The organism is Acinetobacter sp. 'aerobic (ED)', from assembly GCF_904886855.1.
In the GTDB taxonomy this organism is placed as follows: domain Bacteria; phylum Pseudomonadota; class Gammaproteobacteria; order Pseudomonadales; family Moraxellaceae; genus Acinetobacter; species Acinetobacter courvalinii.
The window spans coordinates 568,581-590,660 of the sequence record NZ_CAJHGI010000001.1; the positions used below are offsets into that span (position 1 = coordinate 568,581).

A 22,080-nucleotide genomic window follows, 5' to 3' on the forward strand; every position below is an offset into this window, starting at 1 on the left:
CAGTACCCTTTTAAATTCGGGTACTGATCAATACATTCAATGCCTTTAAGATGGCATCCAGACGAAGTCGAAACTTTTCTCGACCGCCATAGATCAATTCACTTTGCAAGGCATCCACAAAACTCATGCATACCCGGGCAAGGGTCTGAGCGTCAAGTTGATGCTGATTTTTAACCACTTCAGAATTCTGAATCGCTTGCCAAAATAGCTGTTCCAGATCAGCCATGAAGAGATGCATCGGCTCAATCACCTGATCATATAAATGCACGGGTGGACTGATCAAGGCATTCATCCAGAACTGAACCGCATAAGATGCGTTAAAGCGCTGTTCGATACTGATAAAATAATCATGCAATTGCTGCTGGAGCTGTTCTCCACCCTGCAAAACCGTTTGGGCATAGCCCAGCTCTTCATCAATCATGATCGGAATCAGGCTAAGATAAAGTTCATCCTTATTCTTGAAATGGGCATAAATCGAAGGTTTCTTGATACCAACATCGGTTGCAATTTCATGTAATGACGTGGCTGCAAAGCCCTGTTTTGCAAAGCGTTGTAATGCATATTTTTGAATCTTGGCTGCTGTCACAAATCATCTACCTCTTGTACTGATATAAGTATATTTCACCTGATGTGATATGCATAGCTGAATCAGCGCATTCAATCTGCATCTCAGGATAGAATAAAAATCTGGGAGAGGCTCTGTTCAACACTTTCTCATTGTTTCAGCCCTAAACTTTCTTGATCAAATGATATATAAACCTACCCAAGTATAAGATTTCCCTGCATAATAAATCAGCACTGTAAACGCTCTGATTGTATGACCTCTTTCGTTCTGATTTTCCAGATTTTTGTTTGTATTGGCTTAGGCTATTTTGTAGCACCACATTTATCTCCGTCGCTAAAAAAATTCGTCTTTAAAATTCTTCCCTATTTTTCTTATATTTTACTGGTCAGTGTTGCCTTTGAACTGACTCAGGCACTGAATCATATTCAGAATCCAGCAACCATCCTGCCACCTGCGCTACTCATTGCATTCACCACGTCAATTGGTTCTTTTTTCATTTGTTTAATGACCTATAAGCTGATTGATCGACAAAGTGTGCAAGGAAAAATCTCACTGCACCTGTTTCTCAATGCGCTAAAGAATATTGGCAAAGCCTTTCTGGCCTTGGCGGCCGGGATTGGCTTGGGGATGCTCATTCAAAGCTTAGACCTGCATATCGCCTTTAATAGCTGGTATTTATTACTGATCTTTATTTTCTTGATTGGCATTGAGCTGGCCTTTACTCAATTCGATCGTAGCTGGTTAAGCTGGAAAATTTTACTGGTGCCCGTGGCTGCATTCATCGGATCTTGTCTGGCAGCAATTCTGAATTATTTTATTCTATCGAAGCATTACAGCCTGAATGAAGTCATGGCCCTAGCACAAGGTTATGGCTGGTATTCAATGTCTGGGATTTTATTTACCGAACTGCACTCGGCCAAACTGGGAGGTATTGCCCTGTTAACCGATTTATTTAGGGAAATTTTTGCAATTTTATTGATGTATTGTCTAGGTTGGCGCTTTCCACGCTCGGCGATTTCCAGTGCGGGTGCGACTTCAATGGATGTGACGCTTGCGATGGTGAAACAGTCATGTGGCACACATTATGTCCCACATGCCATGATGAGTGGATTGATTCTATCGCTGCTCGCACCACTCTTGATCAGTTTATTTCTTAGTATGAGGTTTTAACCTTCGACTTCATTAAATCGAAGCCAAAATTGATTTCAACATCTCAGTCGGTTTTTCCGCTTTAGTGATTGGACGACCTATCACTAAATGCGTTGAACCATCAAGGATTGCCTGTTTTGGGGTTACAATACGTTTTTGGTCATCCGCATTTGAACCCTCTGGACGAATACCCGGTGTAACCAAAGCAAACTGCTGACCTAACAGATCACGAAGGATTTTCGCTTCTTGGGCTGAACACACCACACCATCCAGTCCACTTTCCTGCGTAAGTTTGGCTAAACGCTTCACCTGTTCAACTGGCTCGATATCCAGACCGATATCGAGTAAATCTTCACGTCCCATTGAGGTTAAAACAGTCACTGCAATCAGTTGAGTCTGATAGTTACCTGCTTTCAATCGCTCAACACAGGTTTCCATCATCTTGCGGCCACCTGAAGCATGCACATTGACCATCCATACCCCTAAGTCGGCAGCAGCACATACCGCTTGAGCTGTGGTATTGGGAATATCATGGAATTTTAAATCAAGAAAAACGTCAAAACCTTTGTCTTGCAAGTTCTTCACAATTGATGGGCCTTCATGAGTAAAAAGCTCTTTGCCAACTTTTACACGGCAAAGTGACGGATCAAGCTGATCAACAATTGTTAAGGCGTCATATTGGCTTTTTGCGTCTAGGGCAACAATAATACTCACGAATCTAGTTCCATCACATAAAAATCAGTTAATTATAAAGTGATTCACCCCATGAACAAAGTAACAATCTACGCATAATGCAAAAAAGACTTTATAGCACAGGGAAATCATCGCTATCTTTGTTCAGAGATCAGGATGGCTCTGGTATCCGCTTGTAAAGCTTCAAAGATATGCGGTTGATCGGCAGGATAACAAATGTAGTCTCCTTCATTAAGCAAGATCGGCTCGGAAATTAAGCCGACTCTGGCCTGACCTTTCATAATCACAATATGCTCAATGCTGCCAATCGGATGCGGCTGACTACAACGCGGTTCACCAGGTTGGGTGGTGAGCATATACACATCTCGTCGGGCACCCGTTGGGCAATTGGCCAATAGAATAGCCTGATAATGGGCAATTTCAGATGAAACGGATGGCCCTTCACCAAAACGTATGACTTGAGTTTGTGCAATATTACTTTCCATTAACTTGGCAAATGGAATATCCAAAGCCACACACAAGGCCCATAAGGTTTCCAGACTTGGATTGCCTTGTGCGGCCTCCAATTGCGATAAGGTTGATTTGGCTATACCTGCACGACGTGCGACCTCAGCCAACGACAATCCTGCTTTTTGTCTCTCTCTTTGCAATCCTTTTGCAACAATTTCAATTGGCAACGCCATAACCCACCATAAAAAACGAATGTTCGTTTTGACGAACGATATAAGATTAATCTATTATAACGTACGGTCGTTTGATATAGAAAACAAAGATGCAAGATAAACAGCGGTATCACTTAATCAAAGCCATTATTCTCATCTCGGTCGCAACAGGAATTGTCGGAATTTCTCTCGGCTCGGTTGCGGCCAGTTTTAACCTGCCCATGTGGATTCCTTTAGCGCTTTCCTTAACGGTACTGGCAGGTGCAGCGGAATTTACTTTTATTGGCATGATTGCGACAGGAGCCAATCCGGTATTTGCAGCATTCACAGGCATACTTATCAATTTGCGTCATTTACCTTTTGGATTATCTGTCGCAACCTTCATTGAGAAGAATGTCTATCACTTTATTGCCTGTCATATCATGAATGATGAAAGTGTCATGTTCGGGCTAAGTCAGCAGGAAGCACATTTAAAGAAATGGGCTTACTGGATGTGTGGTGTAGGTATCAGCATACTTTGGCCGCTCGGCGTGTTTACTGGTTATCTGTTGAGTAAAAATATTCCGGATATTTATGTCTTTGGTATTGATGCAGCATTCCCGGCCATTCTTTTTGCCTTGATTTTGCCCATGCTCAAGAATAAGACCACACGCAATCGGGTATTTCTGGGTACCTCCCTTTCCCTAGCTTCTATTCCCTTACTTCCAACAGGCCTTCCTGTTTTAGTGTCTATGCTTGGTTTAATGTTAGGTCGGAAAACGAAATGAAATACAGTGAGAGTTATATATTTATCGGCGTTGTCGTTCTTGCTTTAGGGACCTATCTGATCCGTTATTCAGGCTTTTATCTGGCAAATCGCATCGAGATTAAAGAACATCATAAGCAGTTACTGGCAGATTCTGCCTGTGTTTTGCTGTTCACCTTAGCGGTATTCAATACCCTTTTTACGGAAGCCCATTTTAGCGGGATCAGCAAAATAATAGGTGTTTCGGTTGCGATCATTTTTGCATGGAAAAAATATTCGCTTATTGTGGTAATTTTAGTGGCGATGCTGCTTACGGCTACGTTGAGATATTTGGGTCTGCCATAAAACAAAAAAAGCTCTTTAAATGATAAAGAGCTTTTAAATGCCTTATACAATCATCAAGATCTTATAAGGCTGCAATATAAAGATTATAACGGATTACGTGGATGGCTTTCCGGGTTAATATCCAGAATGGTTTTCTCATGTCTTACATTTGCAGCAGCTTCTGCGGCAGCTTGCTGTGCAAGTTGAATTTGCTCTTTACGTAGATGATCGATATCTTTACGTAATCGCTTAATTTCCCAACTGGTTTGGAAAACGCGGAAAACCTGGACGCCAAGAAGGAGCCCAACAACAATACCTAAGACCAAAGTCAATAAAAGTAATAACCCCAAACGCATTGCTGGAACTTGAGTAAATAACAAGTCTACTTGTAGCTCAGCTGGGTTTTGAAGCACCAAAGCAAGTGAATAACCAAAAATGGCAACGAGTAATGCAATTAGAACATAACGCATAAAGACCTCAATACTTATTCAGCAGATTCGTTTACTGCGTCACGAAGTGCCTTACCAGGTTTAAAGTGTGGAACTGCTTTTGCTGCAACATCAACCGACTTACCTGTTTTAGGGTTACGCCCTAAACGCGGCTCACGATGATGCAAAGCAAAACTACCAAAACCACGAATCTCAATACGATCACCGCTTGAAAGTGCTTCGATCATTTGATCAATCATAATCTTAACTGCGTCTTCAACTAAAGGTTCAGCCAAGTGTGGGTTTTTAAGCGCAATCCGTTCAATTAAATCAGATTTATTAAGTGCTTCAGTAGTCATTGATGACCTCTTTAATTATTGCTACTTCCAATGTTTTTAATAATAACCTGTTTAAATACAAAACGGTAGCGCAGTACATGATTACTACGCTACCGTTTACAGTATTTTTGTATAAAAAAGTACGTCTCTGTTACAAGAAACGTACTTTTTAACAAATTACTTCATTTGAGCTTTAATTAAGTCACCAATAGTCTTAGGACCATTGCTTTCTGCAGCTTGAGTCGCAGCAGCTTGGCGAGCATTGTTCACAGCTTCTTTCTCTTCAGCTTCGTCTTTCGCTTTGATAGACAAGTTGATAGAGCGAGATTTGCGATCAACGTTGATGATCTTCGCTTCAACTTCTTGACCAACTTCTAGGAATTTAGTCGCATCTTCAACGCGGTCACGGTTGATTTCAGAAGCTTTAAGTGTTGCTTCGATGTCATCAGCTAATTTAACTGTAGCACCTTTAGCATCAACAGCAGTTACAGTACCTTTAACTAAAGCACCGCGCTCATTCGCAGCCAAGAAGTCATTGAATGGATCGCTGTTTAATTGCTTGATACCAAGGCTGATACGGTTACCTTCAGCGTCTACAGACAAGATAACTGCTTCAACTGTGTCGCCTTTCTTGTAACGACGAATCGCTTCTTCGCCTTGTTCGTTCCAAGAAATATCAGACAAGTGAACTAAACCGTCGATACCACCGTTTAAGCCGATGAAGATACCGAAGTCAGTGATTGACTTGATTGTACCAGAAACTTTTTCGCCTTTTTCATGTGCTTTAGCAAACTCTTCCCATGGGTTAGCACGAGTTTGTTTGATACCCAATGAAATACGACGACGTTCTTCGTCAACTTCAAGAACCATAACATCAACTTCGTCACCGATCTGAACAACTTTAGATGGGTGGATGTTTTTGTTCGTGTGGTCCATTTCTGAAACGTGTACTAAGCCTTCAACGCCTTCAGCGATTTCAGCGAAGCAACCGTAGTCAGTTAAGTTAGTTACACGTGCTTTAACGATAGAACCTTTAGGGTAACGGCTCATGATCGCTAACCATGGATCTTCGCCTAATTGCTTAAGGCCTAAAGATACGCGGTTACGCTCGCGGTCAAACTTAAGTACTTTAACTGTAACTTCTTGACCAACTTCAACAACTTCTGAAGGGTGCTTGATACGCTTCCAAGCCATATCTGTGATATGTAGAAGACCGTCAATACCGCCAAGATCAACGAACGCGCCGTAATCAGTAAGGTTTTTGATCGTACCTGTAACTGTTTGACCTTCTTCAAGTTGAGCAAGTAATGCTTCACGGTCAGCTGAAGATTCAGCTTCCATAACTGCACGACGAGATACAACAACGTTGTTACGTTTAGCATCAAGTTTGATTACTTTGAACTCTAACTCTTTACCTTCAAGGTGAGTAGTGTCACGGATAGGACGAGTGTCAACTAAAGAACCCGGTAAGAACGCACGTACAGGACCGATGTCAACAGTGAAACCGCCTTTAACCTTACCAGAGATAACACCAGTAACGATTTCGCCGTCTTCAAAGATTTTCTCAAGTTTAGTCCAAGTTTCAGCACGTTTCGCTTTTTCACGTGATAAAACTGTTTGACCCATACCGTTGTCAAGCGCTTCAACAACTACGTCAACAGTATCGCCAACTTGAACTTCAAGTTCACGTTGTTCATTTAAAAATTCAGCACGGTCAACAACGCCTTCAGATTTAAGGCCAGTGTCAACAGTAACCCAGTCAGAATCGATACTAACAACAGTACCTTGGATGACTGCACCCTTTTCAACGTTGAGGTTTAATTCACTTTCTTCAAAGAGGGCTGCAAAAGATTCGGTCATGATATACCTGATAAAGTCCGCGGTCTTGGATCAGACAAGGCCGGTTTAGTTAAGTTGTTACATTGTCCAAAAAATCTGATCAAGCAATGCTTCAACTGAAAATAAAATGGTCTATCTATTGAATACGGCTATCGATATAGTCCACCATTAACTGAAACACTTCATCGATGCCTATTGTAGAACTATCAATGATATACGCGCCTTCAGCTGGCTTGAGCGGAGCAACAGTTCGCTCCATATCTCTTTTATCTCTAGCCTGTATGTTAGATAAAATGTCGCTTATTTTAGCATCAAGACCCATACCCTGCAACTGTTTTACACGACGCGCTGCACGAGATTCAGCCGATGCGGTTAAATAAATCTTGGCTTGGGCTTCTGGAAAAATCGAAGTCGCCATATCACGGCCATCAGCCACCAGACCAGGTGGCTGAATAAATGCGCGCTGACGTTCGAATAAAGCTTTTCTCAACTCCGGAACAGCCGCAACTCTAGAAGCGTACTCACCAACCTGCTCTGTACGGATGGTATTGGTGACATCCACCCCTTCCAGAAAAATCAGTGTCGCTGCTGGTGTCGATTTAAATTCAATATCGAGCTGGGTCGCATATTTAACACACTGCTCCAGCTGGGTATCCAGCTGATCGAGTAAGCCATGCTGAAACAAAGACAGCCCAAGTAAACGATATAACGCACCAGAGTCTAATAAACTAAAACCATAATGTGCGGCAATTTTTGCAGCCAATGTGCCTTTACCAGAACCACTTGGACCATCAATCGTAATAATATGAACTGTCATTCCCATCTCTTATGAAGCAACTGATTTGGCTAATTTTGAAAAACCTAGTGTAATCGCTGCTTTGAGTTGTGCAAGAATTAATTTACTTACAAAAGGTGCTTTTGCTGTAAATTCAATCTTATAAGTGACCAAAGTTACAAAAGGTGTGATTTCTTTAAAGTCAATTTGCCCTAAATGGTGTTTTACCAAAGGGTTATTGATCAACTTATACTCAATTCGTTTATTCTCTTCCAATAAGGTGATTTCTTCTTGTAGCGGTTTAATCGGTCCAAATCCCATGCGGCGAACTGAACCGATTCCGTCAGGACGTTGTGGATCAGCCGAATCCTTCACACGAACCACCTGTAACGGTGCAAATGCCTTGTTATAGGTGGCGTGTTTTGACAACAAGTCAAAAACCTCAGAGATCGGTGCATTGAATTCTTTTTTTATCGTGATTGCATTACGCATAACTTCGCCTTTTGATTTTACCCAAAAATATTGGAGGCTTAGTGTGCCACAACTCATGAGACATTTTTAATCATTTAAGGACGTTTTTGACGAACGGATTTTCTTCTTTTCACTTCGTCTCTGTTTGAAAAATTCACTCAGCTGCAAGGAACACTGCGCTTGCAGACATCCTTGTTCAAAAACAAATTTATGATTGTAATAACCGCTTTCAAGCAATTGACGGGCACTGACCAGAGAACCTGCTTTGGGCTCTGTAGTAGCAAAAACCACCCGCTTTACCCGTGCATGCACTAAAGCGCCAACACACATGGTGCACGGTTCAAGCGTGACGTAGAGGGTTGTATCTTCCGGTAGGCGGTAGTTATTTAATGCCTGACAAGCGGCACGCAACGCCTGTATTTCTGCATGTGCAGTGGGATCTGACAGTTTAATCGGTGCATTATAGCCCGCACCAATGACCTGCTCATTACTAACCAGAACGGCACCGACAGGAATTTCTCCCTGTGATGCCGCTAATGCAGCCTGCTCATAGGCAAGCTGCATCCAGTATTCATCATTATGATTTTCTACAGTCATAGCAACTTAAGCAATCACGCCATAGTGCTTTAATAACGCATTCCAGCTCTCAATATTGGTTACAGGCGCACAGTCAGCCAAGATGCCTTTAAGCGTTAACTGTTCAGTTGCTTTCCATTCAGGTGACAAATCTTTATCGACCAGACGGGCGCGCACACCTTCAACAAAGTCAGGATGGCGGATTTTCCATTCAGAAATTTGCGCTTCCAGGGCAAATACTTCATCCCAGGCATGCCCTTGTTTACCCCATTGCCATAACAACCAGGTAATCGCCGCCGTGCTTGGTGAACCCTTTTGCAGGTTTTCACTGGCCTGACGTAACCAGTCACTACTTGCATCACTGAGGCCAATAATCGATTGATAGTCATATTCAAAGCTCTGACCACGACAAACGCTATGAATCACATCAATTGAATTTTGCAACGGCCCCGCAGCCACAGGACGATGTAAGCTATTCAAGGTATCATCAATGGCACGGAATGCACCTGCTGGATAATGGTTCCAGTCGACATTTAACACTTTTTGCAGCACATTATCACGTTGCGCTTCACAGATATGCGTTGCCCAACCCACACTGAACGCACCCGCTGCAGTCATGATTGAACCGGTTAAACCGGTAAACAATCCGATTTGGCCACGGTCAGCCAGAAAACGGCTTGCACCAACATCTGGATATAAACCAATATTGATTTCAGGCATTGCCAGACGCGAATATGGCGTCACCAGACGGAAAGGTGCGGCCATAAACAGGCCAAGACCACCACCCATGACATAGCCTTCGCCCCAGACCACAATTGGCTTTGCATAATTGTGTAACAGTAAATCCAGTGCATATTCTTGCTGGAAAAACTGGTTTGCTGTTTCCACTTCCTTATTGATGACGAGCTGACGTAATTTACGCACATCCCCGCCTGCACAGAAAGCCTTTGGTGTGGTCGAATCGAACCAGATTGCCTTGACAGTTTCATCTTCATGGAAATGTTCAAATACTTTCAGTAGCGCACTTACAATTGGTTCATCTAAAGCATGTAACGATTTAGGGCGATTAAGACGAATGATTCGCCAGCCATTTTGTGCATGTTCAATAACCAAATCAGGATGATAGCTATTTAAATCGGGAGAAGTCATTATGCGTCCAATTGCCAGTCTATAGGCTCAATGCCATGTTGTTTCAAATATTGATTGGTTTTAGAAAATACTTTGCAGCCAAAGAAACCACCACGGTTTGCAGCAAGTGGTGATGGGTGAGCTGCACTAAGCACAAGATGCTTGTTACGATCGATACGTTGCCCTTTACGCTGTGCATAAGCACCCCATAAAATAAACACGATATGTTCACGCTGCTCATTCAATACATCAATGACCGCATCGGTAAAGTCTTCCCATCCCTGTTTTTGATGTGAAGTGGGCTGTCCTGCTGCCACTGTCAGTACACTGTTAAGTAATAACACGCCCTGTGCTGCCCATTTACTCAAGTCACCATGACGAGAAACCGGAACACCCAGATCGGTATTTAATTCGTGAAAAATATTACGCAAAGACGGAGGTAATGCAACCCCTCTTTGTACAGAAAAACTTAAACCGTTGGCCTGATTCGGACCATGATAAGGGTCCTGTCCCAAAATCACGACCTTTACTGCATTTAAGGGTGTGGTATTTAATGCATTAAAAATCTGTTTGCTTGGGGGGTAAATGACTCTTTCTGCGAGTTTTTCTTGTTGTAAAAACTCACGTAAATTATCCATTTTAGGACTCAGAAGAAACTCTGACAATGAGATTTTCCAAGACTCGTCCAACTGAACTTTATTAAGTTTGTCCTGTTGCTGTTCAGTAAATTGCATCAACATTCCTTGAAATAGATTCTTTTATTTAAGTGAAAATTACTTAAATATTAACTTGTAATTCTACATTCGGATTCTGGAATTTTGTTCCTTTTTTCAGGTTTTCATACATCTGAACATCACTCCATTCAGCCTGTACCTGCTCTGAAAAGACAATCTGTTCCAGACTCAATTCACCCATTTGTATATTTTCAATATCTTCCTGAAAACTCTGTGCATAGCCCGTATCAGTTTCATGAACAATGACGGAGTAAACCTCAACATCACCTTCACCATTCTGGGTTACGGTTGAATTTAACACTTGCTGGGCGAGAAAGAAAAAGATACGCGAAAACTGTTCTGCCGAAGGCGAAACCGGTAAGGAAATCCAGCGTGCACTAAATGTTTTACATGCATCAATATAAGCAGGATCATCTTTCTGCCAGAAACAAATGGCATGGTCGAAGCTATCATATAGCTCTTTAATCACGCCTTTAAGCAAGCCAAAATCATAAACCATTTGTCCATGATCCAGCTTTGACGCTTTTAATAATAATTCAACTTTATAACTGTGCCCATGAATCGAACGCTTACAGCGGTCCGATGTACAGTTACGTACAATATGAGCATTCTCAAACTTAAACAATTTACGAATTAACATGCACCAAGCTAATCTTTATCTGCAAACGGATTTTATTATAAAGCAAAAAAACATGGATTGGGATTGATTTTAAACCTTGTCACCATTTGACAAATCAATCTACACATTTACTGGAAAGGTGAAAGACTTCTTGAATAAACAGTCACTTGCTTATCTTTACGTGCTAAAGCACTGGTAAACTGACGCTTCCGTTCGCTTAAAACCACTTCAATCTGTGCGGTAAAATAATTGGATTTACTGTCCAGCAAAGCTGTTGCATCGGCTTTGTTTGCTTCATCTATTCCAGAAAAAACACTTAATTGCCATAAATCATCCACATTATTGAAATAGGTCAGGTTGGCCTGTTTGGTCTTTAATGCTTGTTCAAGTGCTTTGACATCAATCTTTGGATCAATACTGGCCAATAACAGGGCTGGTGCTGTATTCATATTGACCTTGGTGTACTCTGGTAATGCCGTGACATAAGCCTTAATCAAATCATAATTTTTGCCTTCAAAACCTCTGACCAGTTTCAATTCTTCCACACTATGAAACTTGGTATTTGGTGTCAGATAAGCGGGATCCAAGCCCTGATAATAATTACTTTCCGCACCCATCGCACCTGTAGTTTCATCATCAACATCTTGCCAGTCAATCACGGCCTGACTGAGCTCTGCAGGCAGACCGACCCGTTGCAGCAGCTTTTCAAACCAGCGTCGCGAAGCCTCATCTACTTGGGTTCCATCTGCCTTGACCAGATTATTCAGGTTAAATTTGCCCGACTCATCGACTAAACGCCCCGCAACATAGCCATCATCCACAGGAAATGGCGGCATTGGTTTGGCCCAGTTTTCCTGTAAATGATCAATACTTTCACCATTATCACTGTCTTGAATCAGCAATTCCGAAAAAAATGCTTCTGCACTTTTGGCATACAGTAAGGACTGGTTCTGACGCATCAAATAGCCGGTATTCTCGGCAGTATTGGTCTGTCGTTTGGCAATAGTTGCCGCCAGAATTGTGGCCAACGCCACCATCACCAGAATGGTTAACAATGCGATGCCATGTTGAGATGAGTGATTTTTCATGGCATTACTGACCGCCCATATCTGGATTGTTTAACAGACTATACACCCACTCATAATCAGTCCCCGCAACCGTCAACTGAATTTTGATACCACGGGGTAATTTCTTCAATTCAGCGATATTACTTGGGTCACTGTTTTCAGGCCATTGCGTCAATTCTTGCGGGTTCAATACCGTCAGCTTAAATTGGTCGACATTTTCCAGCAAAGTACTTGAAACAGGTTGTACACGATTGGGAATATTCAAATTCGAATATTTCAGGCGATAGACTTTCTTTTGGGCAGCATCATAGCGGTATTCAATACGCTCGTAAGGAGACAAACCCTGTTTCAATGGATCAGAAACACCTGCCTTGCTAAATGCAAAGTGCTGATCATTCAACACCAGCGCTGCCTGCAACTGTCGGCCATCATTGGCAGTTAAAGGAATCATCTGCAGACTGTCTCTTAGCACCTGCTGATAGGCGTCCTGCAAGGCAAATAAATGCATTTCATGTTCGGCATTGCGATCTTTGACTTTTAATAGATAGTCAAAAACTTTCCAGCCCAACATCGAAAGTACTGCAAAGATTGCAATGGCAACCAATAATTCGACCAAGGTAAATGCACGTGTGTATTTCATTGTGTTCTGGCCTTTGCAGGATAGTTAAAGAACACAAGATTGGTAATGCCCGCTTCGACCTTGCCTTGTTCATTATTAAATAAGCTGACTTGCAACTCGATGCGCTGGATCTTCGGACTAACCGTCGATTGTGCTTTTTTATCAATTTGCCACGTTTCACCTTGAGATGTGACTTGCTTGGATTGCGTACCGTCCAGCCACTCTTGGTTCATTTCCATCATCGCCACTTCATTCATCGCTACAAATTGTGCTTTGGTTCTTAAAATGGCATTCGATGTTGACTGGGTGTATTGCATTGCCACCTTCGTTAACGCAATTGCTGCAACTGCGAAGATCGCCAGCGCCACCATCACTTCAAGTAAGGTAAATCCTGAAGCAGGTCTCCGCCGAGCAACGCTCGGCCCTGCTGCAAGACCGAAAGCTATGCTTGAGGTGTGAGATTTGTGTTCTGTTGAAAGCCGAGAAGCTATACTTGAGGTGCAAGCTTTCTCTGCTTTCACAAGACAACAAGCATTTTCTGGAAGACCTGTTAAAGACTTAATTTTCATTGACCTTACCCAAATGATCCAGCTCTAACTCATGCCCAATCGGCTGTTGCTCATAATAAAACTGGATTCGAACAGGTTTGGCTTCACCGTTTCCGAACCAGATGAGTTGAGGAGCCTTACCCCCCAGCAAATCTTCATTTTTGGCTTTGTTATAACTCGCCGTATCTAAACTCTGAATCGTTAAAGAAACATTATTGGGCAATTGACGGGTCTTAAATTCTTTATAGAGTTGCCAGGTGCGATCAGCCTGCTGAATCTGTTCACGACTCTGGTCGTGATATTCAAATAAGTTGTAACTAAAAGGTGCGACATCTGTTGCATTTTGAGTATTTAAGGCAAAGACTTTGGCCTGATCAGTCGCTTCTTTATTGATTTTCTTCAGATCAAGAATAAACATCTCTCGGGCTTGCATGGCCCTACGCTGGTCAACGCCACCGATATTCAAAACCACGAGAGATGCCATAATCGTCATAATCACGATCACCACCATCACCTCAATCAGGGTAAAGGCTTTTTGCGAATGCTGTGGTGATCTCATGCGTTTTTCAACTATGCAAGAACAGGTTCGACCAGCTTCGGCAATGCCAAAGCCTGCTCAATATAAGCAACACGTAAAGTGTCTCGAGAACCTAAATAGCGTTGATAAAAACTCGAATTCAGAATCACCGCTGCACCATAGGTCAAAGACCAGATTGAAGCCAGATAATCACGTGTCGTCATGGTACTGTTTATATCCAGTAAATAACTTTCCGTCATACGGATAATGATACGCAGACGCTGCCTACGCACTTTATATAATTCACTGAATAATAATTGAATGCCTTGTCCCGTGGTGGAAAGCCGCTCTTCGATCTGATGAAAGAGCGCGGTACGCTCCGGATGATGTAGATGGTGCAACATAAAGAAAGCCAGATGTTCAGGAAATGCTTTTTCGGTATCCTGAATCATTTCCAGCAACATGCGCTCATTACGAATAATCAGCAACATATAGAGTTCATCTTTACTTTGAAAGTGCTTATATAACGTGCCCTTTGCAAGATCCAGCTCGGCAGCCAACGCATCCAGCGTCATGCCTGCCTCACCATTTTCTAATAGGAGTTGCTCCGCGATTTGAAAAATTAATACTTCTCGTGCTCTAAACTGAGCTTGACGATCCATTTTCACGTAATAACTCTCTTTCCTAGTACAACAAAAACCGTTTATTTCAAATTTAAGAGATTTTCAAAATTTTGTGTTGTAATCATGCCAATCTCTTCAACCGATTTATCATATACATCACTTAATGCTTTTGCTACAAAAGGAACATATTTCGGTTCATTGCTTTTACCGCGATAAGGCACTGGCGCTAAGTAAGGACTATCCGTTTCGATGAGCAAGCGATCAAGCGGTACCTGTTTAGCCACATCACGCAAGTCTTGCGCATTTTTAAAAGAAACAATCCCGGAGAAAGAAATATAATAACCACAATCCAGAACAGCTTTTGCTGTTTCCCAATCCTCGGTAAAACAATGCAAAATACCATGGGTAGACTGCTCTGCACGAATAATATCAATGGTATCGTGCTTGGCTGCACGGGTATGCACAACCACAGGCTTTTTCACGATTTTTGAAGCTTCAATGTGTCGCGCAAAGCAACGTTTCTGTTCTTCAACAAAATCCGTACTGTGATAATAGTCCAGACCGGTTTCACCCAAAGCCCACACTTTATCGGACTGAGCCAGATTGACCAGATAGTCTGTTGTTGCACGCGCCATGACCTGCTCATCCTCACAGGGATGAACGCCCACCGAATAGCCAACGTCTTTATGGCGGGCAGCAATTTCTGCCAGCTTGACATGATCTTCAAGATCAACCGAAATTCCCATGAATTTCGACACACCGGCAAGACGGGCTTGTTCCAGTGCCTGATCCAAGTCGCCTTGATAAGGACTTAAATCCAGCATAGTTAAATGGCAATGCGTATCAACAAACACTCTTCTATCCTATTTACTTCATTACTACATGGTATAACTTGGACGATCCAGACCTTTAGATCCCGCCAGCAATTTCTCAGCTTCATTTTTATAATACACGCCTTTTTCACCTGCGAGCTGTATGGCAAAACCTTGTGGCTTAAAATGCGTCTGTTTATGCGAAATCCAGATCACTTTTCCAGTTAATGGAATCTTTTGCGCTTGTTCCGGCAATGTGGCCAGTACAAAAACCTCCTGTCCCATTTTTACTGCCTGCTTGGTTGGCACAAATAAACCACCGCCTTGGACAAAAGGCATATAGCTGGATTGTAAGGTCGCTTTATCTGGAATATTGACCTGTATAATTCCGCCCATCATTTGTGGTTGCATAACTTTCCCCTGTTCAATACTAAATCATTAAAATACAGAACGTGTACTTGCGATTTATCTATAAAACTTCAAACGATATTTATCGGATTTATAGCATCATCTTTCATCTTCGTTCATTTAATATGTATACGTCTTTTATGACTGAATTATAGAAAACAATCCAGCAAACAACAAATGATGTTTAGGAAAATTGTGTTTTAAATACAGAAAATGAAATTTATTTACCGCTTTCCGTATCATGCACGCGCTTGGTTTAGAATAGATGACAATTGAAAAGAAATGACAAGAAATTTAAGGACTTGATTAAAAAACCGCTGTAATCAGCGGTTTTCAATTCAATCCTGCAAAATAAAGTGGTTTATTTTTCAGTACACTTATAATCAAAGTCTAATTTACTGATCATTTGATCAGTATTTCTGGCAATGACCGAAATATTATTGGCTCCAGCTTCAATATAGAATTTGCCACTAAACTGACTGACGCCTGAACCTCGGACATGATTAAAAGAATAACTGTACACACATTCGTAAGCCTGTGACCCTGTATTGGAGGCATTAATCTGAAAAGACGACCCATTAATATTTGAAACGAACTTGGGTTCAGCCACTGCCATAGCTGGTAAAAGCATACAAGACAATGCAATCGCGATAGATTTGTTTTTCATCTCGATATTCCTTATTTTTTAATATTATTGTGAAGTGCTTCACATTTTATATTCTTTTTTGATCAAGGATTAAAGAGTAATGTACATTTTAGATACAATTTTTATATAAATCTTGCCAAGCAGGATAAGGTATTTATTTTAATACGTTTCCTTTACCCTGCTATTTTACTCAGATCAGAAATCAGCAGAATGATTTAGATAAACTCAAGCCACATTCATGAGCTGAATAAACAGCTCATCCATGACCAGTTGTGTTTGAACATTCTGCTCAACCATGCGCTTTTTCTGTTGCAAGTCAGAATAGATGGTAAACAGCTGCTCAAGGTTATAACACTCAACCAGCTGACTAAAATCCAGATCATCATTCTTAAGTGTCTGGTTGAGTTTCAAACTCACCAAATCCCCCAGCAGATATTCAAACATGGTCAAGAATTCAGAAAAACTGAGCTCTTTAGACCACTTATTTGAGTAATGCAAAGGCATGTTTTTTTCCGCAACCAACTTCAGCCAGTCGGCAAGAAAGAGTCTACGTTTCTGCAGCCAGTCACTTTTTTCAATTTCAATCGCGGTCAGCGGCATATCATTAGCAAGATTTAATAATAATGACACTTGTTGCGATGAAATTTCTGGAATTTGCTGTTTGACAAAAGTCTGCGCATCCTCAAGCGTTAAACGATCTAACGCAAAATGCTGTAATCTACTGCGAATGGTAGCGGGTAATTTCAAATAATGATCAGCAAGTAAAATTAATACGACGCGCTCGCCGGGTTCTTCCAGTGTTTTCAATAAAGCATTTGCCGAAGCCGTGTTTAAGGCTTCTGCAGGCTCGATGACCACAACACGCCAGCCTTCCCCGGTTTGTTGCACAAATGGCAGTAGGTCGCGTATTTTCTCAATCTTGATTTTTGCGTTTTGTTTTTTATTTTCCTCGTCTGTGGTGATATGTACATAATTCGGATGCGTATCCGATTTCAGCCACTGACAGCTAGTACATTCACCACAAGCCGCTTGCGCCTGTTTATTTAAACAAAGCACCCAAGCGACAAAACGTTCTGCAAACTCTTTTTTGGCGCAGCCTTGTTTGCCATAAAACAGTAGCCCATGTCCAAGATGAGGAAATCGTGTACTGAGCAGTTGCCAGGTCTGTGCATGCCAAGGGTAAAGGGTTTGTTTGTGTGTATCGACCATCATCTTATTCAAATGCACTCACAGGTAGAGTATTGAGACGATCTAAATCTGCCTGTGTATCTACGCCCGGAGGTAAATTCGCTTCTGCAACATCAATGGCAATACGATGGCCATTTTCCAAAACCCGTAATTGCTCAAGGCTTTCCAGCTTTTCCAGCTTGCCCTGTTCCCACGTCACATATTCTTGTAACAATTTCACACGGTAAGCATATAAACCTAAATGGCGGAATGCCTGGGTATGTAATGCGGCGACAGCTTGCTTGGCACCATCACGATCATAAGGAATGGTCGCGCGACTGAAATAAAGCGCCTCATTACACTTATTCATCACCACTTTGACAATGCTGTCACGTTGAAACTCATCTAACTGATGAATCGGTTCACACAAGGTCGACATTGAGCATTGCGGATGATCAAGCAAAAGCTGTGTGACCTGCTGTACCAGTTGAGCTGGCAATAAAGGTTCATCCCCTTGTACATTGACAATCACATCATCTGCTGCCCACCCCTTAATGCGCGCAACCTCACTTAAACGATCGGTACCAGAGGGATGTTCAGGATGGGTTAGAACCACATCTACGCCTTCTGCCTGACAGACTGCTGCAATACGCGGATCGTCTGTTGCAACACATAAATCATCAAAACCGGCAACTTTTTTCGCCTGATCCACCACACGCAAAATCATTGGTCGGCCATGAATCAGGAGTAAGGGTTTTCCTGGCAAACGAGAGCTCGCAAAACGAGCAGGAATAACAATATGCTTCATGATAGATCTCTAAGAAAGTTGAATGCCAACCTGTTTTAATTGTTGCTTTAATAGCACATAACAGTCAGGCGACAATACGGCTTCGACGGGGATCACCCAGATCGGAATATTAAATTCAGGATGTTGCTTTAATAATGCCTTAAATTTTACCGCATCTTTTTCAGTGGTAATGATTGCATCAGGATTATCAAAGCTTAGATCAGCGATTTCATAATCATGATGATCGGGAAATTCATGTGCCTGATACTGATCAACCCCGAGCTTATTCAATGTCTGGTAAAACCGTTGAGGAAAACCAATACCGACCACCGCATTAAAATATTGCTTTGGATCGAACCAAGGCGTATCCAGATGAGGATTGAGCAGATAAGGCTGACCCACTTCCAGATGCATATTCTGCCGAGGTTGTGCCGCTTTGGTATGTTCAATCACCGTACTGTGGTTTAAGCGAGATTTAGGCTCTCTTAAATAACCTTCTGGCAATAGTTTCTCATTGCCCAGACCACGATGCTGATCCAGCACAATCCATTCTATATCGCGAGCTAGAGCCCAATGCTGTAAACCATCATCACTAATAATCAGATCAAGCTGCTCATTTTGCAGTAAGAGTTCAATTGCAGCCTGTCGATTGGGACCAACAGCCATAGGCACCTGAGTCGACTGGACGATCAGACAAGGTTCATCGCCAGCAATATCAGGTTCGGATGTTTGGCTAACCAAAAGCGGAAACGGCCCTTCAGCTCCATAACCCCGACTAATCACACCGACCCGAACACCCTGCTGTTGCAAGTATTTGACCAACTGGATCAGCAAAGGAGTTTTGCCACTACCGCCGACCGTGATATTGCCAATCACCATGACCGGAACAGGTGCTTTATAGACTTTTTTTAATCCACTTTTATAAAGTGCCTGATTGGTACAGAAGCCCAATCGATACAACCATGACAGTGGGCGCAACACCACCAACCATGAAGCCTGTTCATTCCAAGCATCCTGTATACGTTGCGCCATCGACATGCTTAGTCTTCCTCAAAATTGCGTTGATGTAATTGATAATACATACCATGCTTGGCCAACAGCTCAGCGTGGGTACCTTGCTCAATAATCTGGCCTTTATCCATTACCACAATCAGATCGGCATTCTCAACGGTGGATAAACGATGGGCAATCACGATGGTAGTACGACCTTGCATCGCTTCATCAAAGGCTTGCTGGATAAAGTATTCAGACTCATTATCCAGTGCACTGGTTGCTTCATCAAGAATCAAGATTGGCGAATCTTTAAGAATCGCACGGGCAATCGCAATACGTTGACGCTGACCACCAGAAAGGTTTAGGCCCTGCGCCCCCAGAATGGTGTCATAGCCTTGTGGCAGATTCATGATGAAATCATGGGCATAGGCTGCTTTTGCTGCCGCAATCACCTGTTCATCACTTGAATCCTGTAATTGACCATAGGCAATATTGTCACGTACTGAACGGTTAAACAGTACAACCTGCTGATTCACTGTGGCAATTTGAGAACGTAAATAAGCCAGCTCAATTTCTTTGACCGCAATGCCATCATAATAAATCTGACCTTCGCTCAACTCTTGAAAACGTGGCAACATGTTAACCAATGAGGTTTTACCCGCACCAGAACGCCCCACCAGTGCGACCGTTTGCCCCGCCTTGATGGTTAAAGATAAATCTTTAATGGCATGAGTACCATCTTCATAACGCAAGTTGGCATGATCAAATTGAATATTGCCTTTTAAAACCGGTTTCAACTGGCCATTATTTACTTCTTCAGGTAAATCCAATAACTCAAATACCGAGTGTGCTGCAGCCAGACCGCGTTGCAGTTTTTCATTGATATCGGTCAAATTCTTGACCGGTTTAGAGATCAGACCCGCAGCAGTGATGAATGAAATGAACTCACCCGCAGAGGTATCACCAAACACCTGTGGACGGAGTGCCAGCCAGAGGATAATCGCCATCGCCATCGACAACAACAGCTGAATGATTGGGCTGTTAATGTTTTGTACCACAACCATTTTCAGGCCGCGACGTAAGTTTTCTTCAGATGACTTATAAAAGCGCTTCTGCTCAAATTCTTCGCCAGTAAAGCTCTTCACCACCGAGTTTGCAGTAATGGTTTCTTGTACCACATGGTTTACATCACCCATGGTATTTTGTACCTGAATCGAGAGCTTACGCATCTTTTTCGATGCGATTCTGACCAGAATACCAATAAACGGCATGAAAACCACGATACATAGGGTTAAACGCCAGTTGGTATAGAGTAGATAACTCAACAGACCAATCACAATCAGACCGTCTTTAATCAAAGTCTGCAAAGACTCAGAAGATGCTGCGGTAAGCTGCTCAACGTTATACATCAGCTTTGCGCTGATATGACCGGCACTGTTATCGAGATAATACTGAGCTGGCAGTCTTAAAAGCTTTGCATAAACTTCCTGACGAATGCTGAATACCAGACTACGGGAAATCACCGCCGAGAAATATCCACCGAGGAACAAACCCACGCCGCGGAAGAACATGAGCAAGACAATCAGCGCAGGAAACCAGTCCAGATTCTCTCGACTACCATTTTGAATTGCATCGATAATGTATTTCAGCAACTTTGCCACAGAGACTTCTGTGGCAGCATTGATACCAAAACCAAGCAAGACAAATAAGGCAACGCCCCAATAAGATTTTAAATATGATATTAAGCGGACATAAACCTTAAAATCTTGATTCACTCAGTAAAACCTCTAGTTGAAACTTTAGTGCTGATATTGACGTTGACGAAGCCGAGCTGGCCAGCCACATCCATCACCCGAATCACGTCTTGGTGAGTGGCTTTTGCATCAGCAGCAATAATAAACATCAAATCGCGACGATCTTGTGCCACCTGCTTGATGGCCGTACTTAAATCGGCAATATCTTTACTGGATAAAGCCTGACCATTCACAGAATAATGCCCTGTGGAGTCTACCATGATTTCAATTTTATGATCGAACTGTTTAGGCGGAACACCTTGTGCATCAGGCAGTGTCAGATTTATACGACTTTGCTGACTAAAAGTCGTGGATAATAATAAAAACACCAAAATAAATAACAAACAGTCAATCATTGGTGTCAAATTAATATGAATATCTTCAACTTGAGAACGTTTAAATTTCATGATGCCACCCCGGCTCAGCTTGCGCGACGGTGTTCTTGTAAAGGAGACGCTTTTTTATAAAAAAGCGCAGCATGAAACAAAGTCGATTGCTGTTCCAGCTCTGCAATATATTCATGCACGACACGTTGAAAATAACGATAGGCAATCATGGCAGGAATCGCAATCAGCATCCCCACTGCTGTGGTAATCAATGCTTTTGAAATACCGGGCATCATCATGCTGGCATTGCCCGCAGAGCCCACATCAATTACCAGGAAAGATTCGATAATTCCCAGCACCGTACCCAGTAAACCCAGCAAAGGTGCAATTGCACTTAATGTTCCAAGAAAATTAATATTTTTTTCGAGTGCGCCGATCTCTTGTGAAGCCGTTGCTTCCATTTGCGCACGTGCAAATTGTTCACCTTGTGCCTGATGATCATAACCTGCTTTTAAAATACGTCCGAGTGGACTTTTTAAAGCTTCATCTTGCTCAAGCTGTGCAATTACCGTGTCAGCATCTGTTGCATTGACCAGTAAGGCCTGAGGTAAAACTTGTGATCGCTTTAAACGAATATAGCGTTCAATCGTAATCGCAACCGTAAAAATTGATGACAGAATAAGGGGCAGCATTAACCAGCCACCCGCTTTCACAAGTTCCCACATATT

Annotated in this window: 29 protein-coding genes; 3 read left to right on the top strand and 26 right to left on the bottom strand. The window is 42.3% G+C overall.

What is annotated here, in order from left to right:
- Positions 1 to 10: 10 nt before the first annotated feature.
- Positions 11 to 586, bottom strand: a complete 576-nt coding sequence (locus JO943_RS02715; protein WP_202739915.1) for a TetR/AcrR family transcriptional regulator — start codon at positions 584 to 586, stop codon at positions 11 to 13.
- 231 nt (positions 587 to 817) lie between these two features.
- On the opposite strand from JO943_RS02715, the gene JO943_RS02720 reads away from it, so the two are divergent.
- A complete protein-coding gene (locus JO943_RS02720; protein WP_032872934.1) occupies positions 818 to 1,735 on the top strand; it encodes a lysine exporter LysO family protein in 918 nt (305 codons plus the stop codon).
- 12 nt (positions 1,736 to 1,747) lie between these two features.
- Here JO943_RS02720 and pyrF read toward each other — a convergent pair whose 3' ends face one another.
- Positions 1,748 to 2,428 (bottom strand): orotidine-5'-phosphate decarboxylase, encoded by a 681-nt coding sequence (gene pyrF, locus JO943_RS02725; protein WP_005286221.1) that lies wholly within the window; start codon positions 2,426 to 2,428, stop codon positions 1,748 to 1,750.
- Positions 2,429 to 2,541: 113 nt separating this feature from the next.
- Positions 2,542 to 3,090 (bottom strand): helix-turn-helix domain-containing protein, encoded by a 549-nt coding sequence (locus JO943_RS02730; RefSeq protein ID WP_005230792.1) that lies wholly within the window; start codon positions 3,088 to 3,090, stop codon positions 2,542 to 2,544.
- Between the two features lie 89 nt (positions 3,091 to 3,179).
- Here JO943_RS02730 and JO943_RS02735 point away from each other — a divergent pair, with 89 nt between their 5' ends.
- Complete coding sequence (locus JO943_RS02735) at positions 3,180 to 3,836, top strand: AzlC family ABC transporter permease (RefSeq protein ID WP_005286227.1); 657 nt, start codon at positions 3,180 to 3,182, stop codon at positions 3,834 to 3,836.
- Entirely contained in the window at positions 3,833 to 4,159 is a 327-nt protein-coding gene (locus JO943_RS02740; protein ID WP_005286229.1) for an AzlD domain-containing protein, read from the top strand. Before JO943_RS02735 ends, JO943_RS02740 begins: the two co-directional genes overlap by 4 nt.
- A gap of 83 nt (positions 4,160 to 4,242) precedes the next feature.
- Here JO943_RS02740 and JO943_RS02745 read toward each other — a convergent pair whose 3' ends face one another.
- The 23 genes from JO943_RS02745 to JO943_RS02855 form a co-directional block, all read right to left on the bottom strand.
- Entirely contained in the window at positions 4,243 to 4,608 is a 366-nt protein-coding gene (locus JO943_RS02745; RefSeq protein WP_005230795.1) for a lipopolysaccharide assembly protein LapA domain-containing protein, read from the bottom strand.
- Between the two features lie 14 nt (positions 4,609 to 4,622).
- Complete coding sequence (locus JO943_RS02750) at positions 4,623 to 4,925, bottom strand: integration host factor subunit beta (RefSeq protein WP_004653854.1); 303 nt, start codon at positions 4,923 to 4,925, stop codon at positions 4,623 to 4,625.
- Positions 4,926 to 5,081: 156 nt separating this feature from the next.
- Complete coding sequence (gene rpsA, locus JO943_RS02755) at positions 5,082 to 6,764, bottom strand: 30S ribosomal protein S1 (RefSeq protein WP_004639293.1); 1,683 nt, start codon at positions 6,762 to 6,764, stop codon at positions 5,082 to 5,084.
- 115 nt (positions 6,765 to 6,879) lie between these two features.
- Positions 6,880 to 7,560, bottom strand: a complete 681-nt coding sequence (cmk, locus tag JO943_RS02760; protein WP_032869420.1) for a (d)CMP kinase — start codon at positions 7,558 to 7,560, stop codon at positions 6,880 to 6,882.
- A 9-nt stretch (positions 7,561 to 7,569) separates the two neighbouring features.
- On the bottom strand, positions 7,570 to 8,010 hold the full coding sequence (locus JO943_RS02765) for an SRPBCC family protein (protein ID WP_038343878.1): 441 nt from the start codon (positions 8,008 to 8,010) through the stop codon (positions 7,570 to 7,572).
- Positions 8,011 to 8,076: 66 nt separating this feature from the next.
- Positions 8,077 to 8,586, bottom strand: a complete 510-nt coding sequence (tadA, locus tag JO943_RS02770) for a tRNA adenosine(34) deaminase TadA (protein ID WP_199973036.1) — start codon at positions 8,584 to 8,586, stop codon at positions 8,077 to 8,079.
- 6 nt (positions 8,587 to 8,592) lie between these two features.
- Entirely contained in the window at positions 8,593 to 9,717 is a 1,125-nt protein-coding gene (locus tag JO943_RS02775) for an enoyl-CoA hydratase/isomerase family protein (RefSeq protein WP_171067740.1), read from the bottom strand.
- Complete coding sequence (ung, locus tag JO943_RS02780) at positions 9,714 to 10,427, bottom strand: uracil-DNA glycosylase (RefSeq protein WP_005230812.1); 714 nt, start codon at positions 10,425 to 10,427, stop codon at positions 9,714 to 9,716. The genes JO943_RS02775 and ung overlap by 4 nt, the downstream gene beginning before the upstream one ends.
- A gap of 43 nt (positions 10,428 to 10,470) precedes the next feature.
- Positions 10,471 to 11,067: a 6-pyruvoyl trahydropterin synthase family protein gene (locus tag JO943_RS02785; RefSeq protein WP_005286237.1), complete on the bottom strand. Its 597-nt coding sequence runs from the start codon at positions 11,065 to 11,067 to the stop codon at positions 10,471 to 10,473.
- A 107-nt stretch (positions 11,068 to 11,174) separates the two neighbouring features.
- Entirely contained in the window at positions 11,175 to 12,134 is a 960-nt protein-coding gene (gene gspK, locus JO943_RS02790) for a type II secretion system minor pseudopilin GspK (protein WP_202739916.1), read from the bottom strand.
- Between the two features lie 4 nt (positions 12,135 to 12,138).
- On the bottom strand, positions 12,139 to 12,753 hold the full coding sequence (gspJ, locus tag JO943_RS02795; protein WP_199948370.1) for a type II secretion system minor pseudopilin GspJ: 615 nt from the start codon (positions 12,751 to 12,753) through the stop codon (positions 12,139 to 12,141).
- Positions 12,750 to 13,103 carry a type II secretion system protein gene (locus JO943_RS02800; RefSeq protein ID WP_227556463.1) on the bottom strand — a complete coding sequence of 118 codons (354 nt, stop codon included), beginning with the start codon at positions 13,101 to 13,103 and terminating at the stop codon, positions 12,750 to 12,752. The genes gspJ and JO943_RS02800 overlap by 4 nt, the downstream gene beginning before the upstream one ends.
- A gap of 187 nt (positions 13,104 to 13,290) precedes the next feature.
- Positions 13,291 to 13,839 carry a Tfp pilus assembly protein FimT/FimU gene (locus tag JO943_RS02805; RefSeq protein ID WP_005286249.1) on the bottom strand — a complete coding sequence of 183 codons (549 nt, stop codon included), beginning with the start codon at positions 13,837 to 13,839 and terminating at the stop codon, positions 13,291 to 13,293.
- A gap of 11 nt (positions 13,840 to 13,850) precedes the next feature.
- Entirely contained in the window at positions 13,851 to 14,459 is a 609-nt protein-coding gene (locus JO943_RS02810; RefSeq protein WP_005230824.1) for a TetR/AcrR family transcriptional regulator, read from the bottom strand.
- Between the two features lie 41 nt (positions 14,460 to 14,500).
- Complete coding sequence (locus JO943_RS02815; RefSeq protein WP_032869412.1) at positions 14,501 to 15,274, bottom strand: TatD family hydrolase; 774 nt, start codon at positions 15,272 to 15,274, stop codon at positions 14,501 to 14,503.
- 24 nt (positions 15,275 to 15,298) lie between these two features.
- Positions 15,299 to 15,643, bottom strand: a complete 345-nt coding sequence (locus tag JO943_RS02820; protein ID WP_005230829.1) for a PilZ domain-containing protein — start codon at positions 15,641 to 15,643, stop codon at positions 15,299 to 15,301.
- A 358-nt stretch (positions 15,644 to 16,001) separates the two neighbouring features.
- A complete protein-coding gene (locus JO943_RS02825) occupies positions 16,002 to 16,307 on the bottom strand; it encodes a hypothetical protein (protein WP_005286255.1) in 306 nt (101 codons plus the stop codon).
- Positions 16,308 to 16,511: 204 nt separating this feature from the next.
- On the bottom strand, positions 16,512 to 17,495 hold the full coding sequence (locus tag JO943_RS02830) for a DNA polymerase III subunit delta' (protein ID WP_150953139.1): 984 nt from the start codon (positions 17,493 to 17,495) through the stop codon (positions 16,512 to 16,514).
- Positions 17,496 to 17,499: 4 nt separating this feature from the next.
- Positions 17,500 to 18,261, bottom strand: a complete 762-nt coding sequence (gene kdsB, locus JO943_RS02835) for a 3-deoxy-manno-octulosonate cytidylyltransferase (protein WP_150952747.1) — start codon at positions 18,259 to 18,261, stop codon at positions 17,500 to 17,502.
- Positions 18,262 to 18,270: 9 nt separating this feature from the next.
- Positions 18,271 to 19,278 (bottom strand): tetraacyldisaccharide 4'-kinase, encoded by a 1,008-nt coding sequence (gene lpxK, locus JO943_RS02840; protein ID WP_202739918.1) that lies wholly within the window; start codon positions 19,276 to 19,278, stop codon positions 18,271 to 18,273.
- 2 nt (positions 19,279 to 19,280) lie between these two features.
- On the bottom strand, positions 19,281 to 21,008 hold the full coding sequence (gene msbA / locus JO943_RS02845) for a lipid A export permease/ATP-binding protein MsbA (protein WP_202739919.1): 1,728 nt from the start codon (positions 21,006 to 21,008) through the stop codon (positions 19,281 to 19,283).
- Entirely contained in the window at positions 21,005 to 21,433 is a 429-nt protein-coding gene (locus JO943_RS02850; protein WP_202739920.1) for an ExbD/TolR family protein, read from the bottom strand. Before JO943_RS02850 ends, msbA begins: the two co-directional genes overlap by 4 nt.
- Positions 21,434 to 21,447: 14 nt before the next feature.
- Entirely contained in the window at positions 21,448 to 22,077 is a 630-nt protein-coding gene (locus tag JO943_RS02855; protein WP_202739921.1) for a MotA/TolQ/ExbB proton channel family protein, read from the bottom strand.
- Positions 22,078 to 22,080 lie beyond the last annotated feature (3 nt).

Coding starts and splice junctions, on each gene's coding strand:
- JO943_RS02720 (WP_032872934.1), top strand. CDS start 818: ATGACCTCTTTCGTTCTGATTTTCCAGATTTTTGTTTGTATTGGCTTA.
- JO943_RS02730 (WP_005230792.1), bottom strand. CDS start 3,090: ATGGCGTTGCCAATTGAAATTGTTGCAAAAGGATTGCAAAGAGAGAGA.
- JO943_RS02735 (WP_005286227.1), top strand. CDS start 3,180: ATGCAAGATAAACAGCGGTATCACTTAATCAAAGCCATTATTCTCATC.
- JO943_RS02740 (WP_005286229.1), top strand. CDS start 3,833: ATGAAATACAGTGAGAGTTATATATTTATCGGCGTTGTCGTTCTTGCT.
- JO943_RS02745 (WP_005230795.1), bottom strand. CDS start 4,608: ATGCGTTATGTTCTAATTGCATTACTCGTTGCCATTTTTGGTTATTCA.
- JO943_RS02750 (WP_004653854.1), bottom strand. CDS start 4,925: ATGACTACTGAAGCACTTAATAAATCTGATTTAATTGAACGGATTGCG.
- rpsA (WP_004639293.1), bottom strand. CDS start 6,764: ATGACCGAATCTTTTGCAGCCCTCTTTGAAGAAAGTGAATTAAACCTC.
- cmk (WP_032869420.1), bottom strand. CDS start 7,560: ATGACAGTTCATATTATTACGATTGATGGTCCAAGTGGTTCTGGTAAA.
- JO943_RS02765 (WP_038343878.1), bottom strand. CDS start 8,010: ATGCGTAATGCAATCACGATAAAAAAAGAATTCAATGCACCGATCTCT.
- tadA (WP_199973036.1), bottom strand. CDS start 8,586: ATGACTGTAGAAAATCATAATGATGAATACTGGATGCAGCTTGCCTAT.
- ung (WP_005230812.1), bottom strand. CDS start 10,427: ATGCAATTTACTGAACAGCAACAGGACAAACTTAATAAAGTTCAGTTG.
- JO943_RS02785 (WP_005286237.1), bottom strand. CDS start 11,067: ATGTTAATTCGTAAATTGTTTAAGTTTGAGAATGCTCATATTGTACGT.
- gspK (WP_202739916.1), bottom strand. CDS start 12,134: ATGAAAAATCACTCATCTCAACATGGCATCGCATTGTTAACCATTCTG.
- gspJ (WP_199948370.1), bottom strand. CDS start 12,753: ATGAAATACACACGTGCATTTACCTTGGTCGAATTATTGGTTGCCATT.
- JO943_RS02800 (WP_227556463.1), bottom strand. CDS start 13,103: ATGGTGGCGCTGGCGATCTTCGCAGTTGCAGCAATTGCGTTAACGAAG.
- JO943_RS02805 (WP_005286249.1), bottom strand. CDS start 13,839: ATGAGATCACCACAGCATTCGCAAAAAGCCTTTACCCTGATTGAGGTG.
- JO943_RS02810 (WP_005230824.1), bottom strand. CDS start 14,459: ATGGATCGTCAAGCTCAGTTTAGAGCACGAGAAGTATTAATTTTTCAA.
- JO943_RS02820 (WP_005230829.1), bottom strand. CDS start 15,643: ATGCAACCACAAATGATGGGCGGAATTATACAGGTCAATATTCCAGAT.
- JO943_RS02825 (WP_005286255.1), bottom strand. CDS start 16,307: ATGAAAAACAAATCTATCGCGATTGCATTGTCTTGTATGCTTTTACCA.
- JO943_RS02830 (WP_150953139.1), bottom strand. CDS start 17,495: ATGGTCGATACACACAAACAAACCCTTTACCCTTGGCATGCACAGACC.
- kdsB (WP_150952747.1), bottom strand. CDS start 18,261: ATGAAGCATATTGTTATTCCTGCTCGTTTTGCGAGCTCTCGTTTGCCA.
- lpxK (WP_202739918.1), bottom strand. CDS start 19,278: ATGTCGATGGCGCAACGTATACAGGATGCTTGGAATGAACAGGCTTCA.
- JO943_RS02850 (WP_202739920.1), bottom strand. CDS start 21,433: ATGAAATTTAAACGTTCTCAAGTTGAAGATATTCATATTAATTTGACA.
- JO943_RS02855 (WP_202739921.1), bottom strand. CDS start 22,077: ATGTGGGAACTTGTGAAAGCGGGTGGCTGGTTAATGCTGCCCCTTATT.